Here is a 442-nt window from a genome sequence, read left to right on the forward strand (position 1 = left end):
TTATGGTAGAAAAATGAACAATAGCAGGATTAAAAATATAGTAAATCTTTCAGCAGCAGAAAGATATGGCTACTTTATTCGTAAAGTTTCAGACTTTGAAGAAGTTTGGGGGTTAAAGGATAAAGAAGGTTGGGCTTTAATGGGAAATAATGAGCAAGTTTTATTTCCTGTATGGAGCGAAAAGGAATTTGCAGAATTGTGTAAATGGGATAACTATCAACCCAATTCTATTCCTCTTGATGACTTCATTGAGAAGTTATTACCGAAGTTAGAAAAAGACAATGTGATGTTGGCTGTATTCCCATTGTCAAAGGGGAAAGGTATAATTCGTACTGTTCAAGAGATAATTGCTGACATAGAGCGAGAGTGTGAACAATATGAATAAACTACCATAACAAGCGGATAAATCTCCCTTGAAAGGTTGATTATCCACCAAACATTA

At 34.6% G+C, this 442-nt stretch carries 1 protein-coding gene; it reads left to right on the top strand.

Features of this window, described 5'->3' with window-relative positions; all coding sequences use genetic code 11:
- Positions 1–385, top strand: a 385-nt coding sequence (locus HMPREF2794_RS08385; protein ID WP_234191695.1) for a DUF2750 domain-containing protein, incomplete at its 5' end; no start/stop codon positions are given.
- Positions 386–442: the final 57 nt, after the last annotated feature.

The sequence above is a fragment of the Bacteroides sp. HMSC067B03 genome, from assembly GCF_001811315.1.
Lineage (GTDB): Bacteria > Bacteroidota > Bacteroidia > Bacteroidales > Bacteroidaceae > Bacteroides > Bacteroides faecis.